This is a genomic window from Paraburkholderia sp., from assembly GCF_026225065.1.
Taxonomy (GTDB): domain Bacteria; phylum Pseudomonadota; class Gammaproteobacteria; order Burkholderiales; family Burkholderiaceae; genus Paraburkholderia.
This window is the reverse complement of record NZ_JAMFSB010000307.1, coordinates 1-7,027: the sequence shown is the minus strand read 5'-3', so window position 1 is coordinate 7,027 and position 7,027 is coordinate 1. Positions and strand designations below refer to the sequence as shown.

General features: G+C 61.3%; 6 protein-coding genes, 1 tRNA gene and 1 pseudogene. 4 read left to right on the top strand and 4 right to left on the bottom strand.

What is annotated here, in order from left to right; all coding sequences use genetic code 11:
• Together M0954_RS22205 and recA are read right to left on the bottom strand one after the other, a co-directional pair.
• Positions 1 to 452 (bottom strand): annotated as a pseudogene (locus M0954_RS22205) (recombination regulator RecX); the annotation flags it as partial.
• 7 nt (positions 453 to 459) lie between these two features.
• Positions 460 to 1,536 carry a recombinase RecA gene (recA, locus tag M0954_RS22200; protein WP_122153453.1) on the bottom strand — a complete coding sequence of 359 codons (1,077 nt, stop codon included), beginning with the start codon at positions 1,534 to 1,536 and terminating at the stop codon, positions 460 to 462.
• Positions 1,537 to 1,766: 230 nt separating this feature from the next.
• On the opposite strand from recA, the gene M0954_RS22195 reads away from it, so the two are divergent.
• The 4 genes from M0954_RS22195 to M0954_RS22180 all read left to right on the top strand — a co-directional run bounded on the left by M0954_RS22195 (position 1,767) and on the right by M0954_RS22180 (position 6,173).
• On the top strand, positions 1,767 to 2,525 hold the full coding sequence (locus M0954_RS22195) for a response regulator transcription factor (protein WP_133892863.1): 759 nt from the start codon (positions 1,767 to 1,769) through the stop codon (positions 2,523 to 2,525).
• Positions 2,526 to 2,534: 9 nt separating this feature from the next.
• The gene (locus M0954_RS22190) at positions 2,535 to 4,076 is read left to right on the top strand and encodes a sensor histidine kinase (protein ID WP_297355502.1); all 1,542 of its coding nucleotides are present in this window, start codon (positions 2,535 to 2,537) and stop codon (positions 4,074 to 4,076) included.
• A gap of 230 nt (positions 4,077 to 4,306) precedes the next feature.
• The gene (locus M0954_RS22185; RefSeq protein ID WP_122153450.1) at positions 4,307 to 5,965 is read left to right on the top strand and encodes an MFS transporter; all 1,659 of its coding nucleotides are present in this window, start codon (positions 4,307 to 4,309) and stop codon (positions 5,963 to 5,965) included.
• A 131-nt stretch (positions 5,966 to 6,096) separates the two neighbouring features.
• Positions 6,097 to 6,173 (top strand) — tRNA-Met (locus M0954_RS22180).
• Between the two features lie 246 nt (positions 6,174 to 6,419).
• Here M0954_RS22180 and M0954_RS22175 read toward each other — a convergent pair.
• Both M0954_RS22175 and M0954_RS22170 read right to left on the bottom strand, forming a co-directional pair.
• Positions 6,420 to 6,704, bottom strand: a complete 285-nt coding sequence (locus M0954_RS22175; protein ID WP_297355501.1) for a hypothetical protein — start codon at positions 6,702 to 6,704, stop codon at positions 6,420 to 6,422.
• A gap of 55 nt (positions 6,705 to 6,759) precedes the next feature.
• Positions 6,760 to 7,027 (bottom strand): DUF2917 domain-containing protein (locus M0954_RS22170; RefSeq protein WP_297355500.1); only part of this gene is annotated, 268 nt, incomplete at its 5' end.

Genomic DNA, 7,027 nt, shown 5'->3' with positions numbered 1-7,027 from the left:
TCGAGCAAAGCCTCTAGAGAATCGCCCTCTTCGAGGAAGGGCATCAGCTTTCGCGAGAGTTCGGCGCGGCTGTATTCGCGGCGGGACAGGTAGCCAAGTGCGCGGCCTTTCAGCGAGCGGACAGGGCTTTTTGATTTGTTGGCGCGGTCTTGATCGGCCGACTCACCGCGGACTCCGCCCCGGGCCTCGCCTGGCGTGCGGCGTGAGCGGGTGTAGGTGGTTTCTGCGGGAGGACTGGCGTTGCCAGTGTTGTCACCTGGATCGGCCAGCACGGAACCCCGCCGCGCGGAGGACGCACGGCCGGAAGCTTGATCGTGCGCTTCGAAAGACTCGAACGGATCGAATGGTGATTCAGGTGACCCAAGCGATTCAGTTGCACCACTTGAGTCACCGTCACGCGGGCCGCCCGCATTACGTCCTGCATTGGATACAGGCCGGCCCTTGCGTATCACGCGGCGATTACTCCTCTTCGCCTGCGAGTTCAGCGCTTGCGCCTGTGGCAACTTCTGCCATCGCATTCACGCCTAGCGATTCACGGATGCGGTTCTCGATATCGCGTGCGATCTCGGGATTTTCGCGCAGGAATTCGCGTGCATTGTCTTTACCCTGACCAATGCGCTCGCCGTTGTAGCTATACCAGGCACCAGCCTTATCGACGATCTTCGCCGCCACGCCCAAGTCGATCACTTCACCCTGGCGCGAAATGCCTTCGCCGTACAGGATGTCGAAAATCGCCTCGCGGAACGGCGGCGCCACCTTGTTCTTGACGACCTTCACGCGCGTTTCGTTGCCGATCACTTCGTCGTTCTTCTTGATCGAGCCGATACGGCGGATGTCCAGACGCACCGATGCGTAAAACTTGAGCGCGTTACCACCGGTGGTGGTTTCCGGATTGCCGAACATCACACCGATCTTCATACGGATCTGGTTGATGAAGATGACGAGGCAGTTCGTGCGCTTGATCGTGCCGGTGAGCTTACGCAGCGCCTGCGACATCAGACGTGCTTGCAGACCCGGCAGCGAGTCGCCCATTTCGCCTTCGATTTCGGCCTTCGGCACGAGTGCCGCGACCGAGTCGATCACGATCATGTCGATCGAGCCCGAGCGCACCAGCGCATCCGCAATTTCCAGCGCCTGTTCGCCCGTGTCCGGCTGCGAAACCAGCAGATCGTTCACGTTCACACCGAGCTTGCCCGCGTACTGGATGTCCAGCGCGTGTTCCGCGTCGATAAACGCTGCCGTGCCGCCGAGCTTCTGCATTTCGGCGATCACTTGCAGCGTCAGCGTGGTTTTACCCGACGATTCCGGCCCGTAGATTTCGACCACCCGGCCACGCGGCAAACCGCCGACGCCTAGTGCGATGTCGAGCCCGAGCGATCCCGTTGAGACCACCTGGATGTCTTCGACTACCTCGCCTGCGCCGAGCCGCATGACCGACCCTTTGCCGAACTGCTTTTCGATCTGCGCGAGCGCGGCAGCCAACGCCTTGCTCTTTTCAGCAGTCAGTCCAGCCAGGCCTTTCTTGCTTTCTTCCATGAATCGTCCTTTGCTATGATGAACGGCGTCTGAGGCAGGTGTGCGGCCCATTCATCACAGACAGCACACTAAACGCAGACACTGTATAAAAAAACAGTAGTTTTGGCAAGCACGATTCGCACATCGATGCATTTATGTGTGGCCAAAGTGCACCAAACTACCCACAAAATCTTTGGAGACCGCTGTGCGCCGGGCTTTCCACGGTGCCGGCAAGGCCAGGCTGGCGCATCATGCGAATTCTGATTGCCGAAGATGACAGCATACTCGCGGACGGTCTGATTCGATCACTCCGCCAATCGGCATACGCCGTTGATCACGTGAAGAACGGCGTCGAGGCGGACACCGCCTTGTCGATGCAAACTTTCGACCTCCTGATCCTCGATCTCGGCCTGCCGCGCATGTCCGGACTCGAGGTGCTGCGGCGCTTGCGGGCGCGCAATTCGAACCTGCCGGTGCTGATCCTGACCGCCGCCGATAGCGTCGACGAACGCGTCAAAGGCCTCGATCTCGGCGCCGACGACTACATGGCCAAACCGTTCGCCCTCAATGAACTCGAGGCCCGCGTGCGCGCACTGACCCGCCGCGGCGCAGGGGGCGGCCCGACGGTGGTGCGGCATGGTTCGCTGTCGTTCGATCAGGTGGGGCGTATTGCCTATATCAACGAGCAGATCATCGAGCTGTCGGCACGCGAACTCGGCCTGCTTGAAGTGCTGCTGCAGCGGATTGGCCGACTGGTATCGAAGGAGCAATTGGTCGATCATCTGTGCGAATGGGGCGAAGAGGTCAGCAACAACGCGATCGAAGTCTACGTGCACCGGCTGCGCAAGAAGATTGAGCCAAGCGGCGTGCGCATTCTCACCGTGCGCGGCCTCGGCTACTGCCTGGAAAAGGCCACCGCGGCAGCGGGGACAACCGGGACCACGTCCGAGTCCAATGCGCCCTCCTCGCCCGCATCCGCCCAGATGCCCGCGAGCCACCCCTTCAAATAGAGAGGGCTCATGTCCGCACGCGCAGAGCGCGCCGCGGCGCCCGCGGCGGACCTCGACGACGAGGCGCGCGACGCCCGCTACGCGAACCCGTTCGCGCCGCCCGACGAAACCGAAGCCGCCGCCGGAGCACGCCCGCGCTCGCTGTTCGGAGAAATCCTCGACTGGATGCTGGCGCCGCTGCTGCTGCTGTGGCCGATGAGCATTGCGGTCACGTACCTGGTCGCCAAGTCGATCGCCAACGGCCCGTTCGACCGCGCGCTCGAAACCGACGCCTACGTACTGGCCCGCCAGATCCATCCTGTGAACGGGGTGGCGGAGCTGTCGTTGCCCGCTGCGACGCGCGATTTCTTAAGCGCGGACAACGTCGATAAGGTGTTCTATCAGGTGCTGGGCACGCGCGGCGAACTCGTGAGCGGCGATCGCGACATGCCGCTGCCGCACGAGGAAGACCGGCCACCGCCGGGTCTCGTTGAGTTCCGCGATGACGTGCTGCGCGGCAACGACATCCGCGTTGCTTATACGACGGTCGAGTTTCCGCAGACGCCGGGTGCGCTGCCGGTCCTGGTACAAGTAGGCGAGACGCTCGACAAGCGCAGCCAGCTCGCCAACGACATCATCAAAGGCGTGATCCTGCCGCAGTTCGTGATCCTGCCGCTCGCGATCGTGCTCGTGTGGTTCGGGCTCTCACGCGGACTCGCACCGCTGCATGCGCTGCAGGCGCATATCCGCGCGCGACGTCCCGACGACCTGTCGCCGCTCGAAGCGCGCCGCGCTCCGCCCGAGATCGAACCGCTGGTAACGTCGTTCAATGACCTGCTAACGCGCCTTGGACAGAATATGGAGCTGCAGAAGCGCTTTATCGCCGACGCGGCCCATCAGATGAAAACGCCGCTCGCCGGTCTGCGCACTCAGGCCGAACTGGCGTTGCGACAGGACGTCTCCCCGGAGGTCCATCGCTCCCTTGAGCAGATCGCCACCAGCTCCGAGCACGCCGCGCGACTCGTCACGCAATTGCTGGCGCTCGCGCGTGCGGAAAACCGTCTGTCGGGACAGATTTTCGCGCCGGTCGAGATCACCGAAGTCGCCCGCAATGCGGTGCGCGACTGGGTGCAGGCGGCGCTCGCCAAGCAGATGGATCTGGGCTACGAGGGACCGGACGAAGCGGTGGAAATAGACGGTAGCCTGCTGATGCTGCGCGAGATGCTGTCTAACCTGATCGACAACGCGATCCGTTACACGCCGGCTGGCGGCCGTATCACAGTGCGGGTGCGTCCAGACCCGGCGTCCAGCCAGGTACACCTTGAAGTGGAGGACACCGGGCTCGGCATTCCGCCTGCCGAACGGGCGCGGGTGGTCGAACGCTTCTACCGGATCCTCGGCCGCGAGGGCGACGGCAGCGGGCTCGGGCTGGCCATCGTCCGCGAGATTGCCACCATGCACGGCGGCACGTTGACGATCGACGATAACGTCTATCAAGCCACGCCGCGTCTCGCTGGAACGCTCGTGCGCGTCAGCTTAACGGCGCGAGAAACGGCCCGGGACTTACCCTAACGGGGGCCAGATTGGGCCGCTCAAAATATGCGACATACCGGCACTTTAAACCATGATGGCTGCCGATTAGCGCCAATTTAACGACAGATACTCACGTCGCACGCCTCCCCTTACCTACTACGATTTTGAGATGCCACGTCAGTAGGCCGTAAGTTTCCACTCCAATAATCCAAAACACGGGTACGCCTTCCGGGCGGACCGAGTACACATATCAATATTGGAGACGACATATGGCTACCGTTGGCGGGCAAATCTCCCACGTGCCGATGACGCATGAAGAGAAGCGGGTGATCTTCGCATCGTCGCTAGGCACTGTTTTCGAGTGGTACGACTTTTACCTGGCCGGTTCACTGGCGGTCTTCATCAGCAAGAGCTTTTTCTCCGGGGTCAATCCCACAGCCGGCTTCATCTTCACCCTGCTTAGCTTCGCGGCAGGCTTCGCCGTGCGGCCGTTCGGTGCGATCGTGTTTGGCCGACTGGGCGATCTGGTCGGGCGCAAATACACGTTCCTGATCACTATCGTGATCATGGGCTTATCGACCTTCCTCGTTGGCCTCCTGCCGGGATATGCGGCGATCGGCATGGCGTCGCCGGTGATTTTTATCGCTATGCGGCTGCTGCAAGGGCTGGCGCTCGGCGGCGAGTACGGTGGCGCAGCGACCTACGTCGCTGAGCACGCCCCCGCCGGACGACGCGGCTTCTACACCGCCTGGATCCAGACGACGGCCACGCTGGGCCTGTTCCTGTCCCTGCTCGTGATTCTCGGCGTGCGCACCTCGATCGGCGAAGACTCGTTCGGTGTCTGGGGATGGCGCGTGCCGTTCATCGCGTCGATCATCCTGCTGGGCGTGTCGGTGTGGATCCGGCTGCAACTGCATGAATCGCCGGTGTTCGCGCGCATCAAGGCAGAAGGCAGGACGTCCAAGGCGCCACTGACCGAAGCGTTCGGCCAATGGAAGAACCTGAAGATCGTGATTCTTGCGCTCATCGGGCTGACCGCCGGCCAGGCCGTCGTCTGGTACACGGGGCAGTTCTACACGCTGTTCTTCCTGACGCAGACGCTCAAGGTTGCCGGTTCGACCGCCAACATCCTGATCGCGCTGGCACTGCTGATCGGCACGCCGTTCTTCCTGTTCTTCGGTTCGCTGTCGGACAGGATTGGGCGCAAGCCGATCATCATGGCCGGTCTGTTGATCGCCGCGCTGACCTACTTCCCGCTGTTCAAGGCGTTGACGCACTTCACCAACCCGGCGCTCGAGGCCGCCACGCAGAAGTCGCCGATTGTGGTGATCGCCAACCCGGACGAGTGCTCGTTCCAGTTCAACCCGGTGGGTACGTCGAAGTTCACGTCTTCGTGTGACATCGCGAAGAGCGCGCTGTCGAAGGCGGGCTTGAATTACGAGAACGTCGCGGCGCCGGCGGGCACCGTCGCGCAGATCAAGGTGGGCGATACGGTGATCAACACGTTCGACGGCAAGGCGCCGGACGCGAAGGCGCAAGGCAAGGCGTTCGACGAGTCGCTCGGCTCGACACTGAAGGCCGCCGGCTATCCGGCCAAGGCTGATCCTTCACAGATCAACTGGCCGATGAGCGTGGTGATCCTGTCGATCATGATGATCTACGTGACGATGGTGTACGGGCCGATCGCGGCGATGCTGGTGGAAATGTTCCCGACGCGCATTCGCTATACGTCGATGTCGCTGCCGTATCACATCGGCAATGGCTGGTTCGGCGGCTTCCTGCCGGCTACGGCGTTTGCGATCGTCGCGGCGAAGGGAAATATTTACTCTGGGCTGTGGTATCCGATCGTGATCGCGCTGATTACCCTGGTGATCGGCCTGCTGTTCGTCAAGGAGACCAAGGACTCGGATATTTATGCGCAGGATTGAGGCTGGGGGTTTTGCTGGGGGCCGGGCCGGTCTTATTTAGGCTGGTTTGGGCCGGGTCGCGGGGTTTGACGCTGTGCGGCTGCGGGGGTTGACAGGTGCCGCGACCATCTTCATAATCTCGCTTCTTCTTTGGCGAATTAGCTCAGCCGGTTAGAGCGACGGAATCATAATCCGCAGGTCCGGGGTTCGAATCCCTGATTCGCCACCAGTATTACTAAAGCCCCGACTCGTCGGGGCTTTTCGTTTTTCGTGGCGAAACAACTCCAAAGCTCGCCCTCATCAAGCTTTCGCCATGGCAATCACGTCACGCCCGTTATCCTGCCTTCATTGCAACCGCATACCAACCCTGTTGCGTACCGAATATAGGTAACGTAGTACCGGTTTTCGGAACCCTCTTCCTCGAGCGATTAGTTCCGCGGGCGTACCAACGTCTCCAACGACGCCTCGGACCGCCTCATCGAGAACAAACCTCCATAGCCTGAACCATCGCGTCCTGCGCCGCCGGATTCTGAAAGAACGCCTCCAGAGTCACATGCTCCTCGTTGGCGACCTGCTGCAGACATCGCGTATTGTTCGACCTGACGCTCGATGGCGCCTTAACAACCGCCAATACGAACAACGCAAGTATCAACAACATGTTGGCGATCCCCACCACCCATTGCCACCCCACCTCGGAAATGAACCGCGCCTTCCCCGGCGCCATCTGACCCACCATTTGCTTCTGAACATTCTTATTCATTTCGCATTCCTATATAGTATGTCGTTAGCGCTTCCACGATTAAACGTCAGCACCCCTACCTGGCCAGCGGCAACAAAATATCCAAAACCCGCCCCAACCATCGCAAAGGTCTTCGCCTTAACAACCGCCTTCGCTCGACATACTCGCTGGTCAAAGTGACTTCCGCCGGCCGGTCACCATCAGCGCTCAGCCAGATACGCTCACCGCGCGCGATCCGAATCACGTCGCCGGCCTGCATCCAGTAGTCGTGCGGAGAGAATATGCGTGTGAGCCACACACGCGAGCCGTGTGCGCGGACCTCACAGTCCGAGACCACTCGCCAC

What these genes read in the sequence shown, in the direction of transcription:
- M0954_RS22175 (WP_297355501.1), bottom strand. Translation starts at nt 6,704, where the DNA reads ATGAATAAGAATGTTCAGAAGCAAATGGTGGGTCAGATGGCGCCGGGG.
- M0954_RS22185 (WP_122153450.1), top strand. Translation starts at nt 4,307, where the DNA reads ATGGCTACCGTTGGCGGGCAAATCTCCCACGTGCCGATGACGCATGAA.
- recA (WP_122153453.1), bottom strand. Translation starts at nt 1,536, where the DNA reads ATGGAAGAAAGCAAGAAAGGCCTGGCTGGACTGACTGCTGAAAAGAGC.
- M0954_RS22190 (WP_297355502.1), top strand. Translation starts at nt 2,535, where the DNA reads ATGTCCGCACGCGCAGAGCGCGCCGCGGCGCCCGCGGCGGACCTCGAC.
- M0954_RS22195 (WP_133892863.1), top strand. Translation starts at nt 1,767, where the DNA reads ATGCGAATTCTGATTGCCGAAGATGACAGCATACTCGCGGACGGTCTG.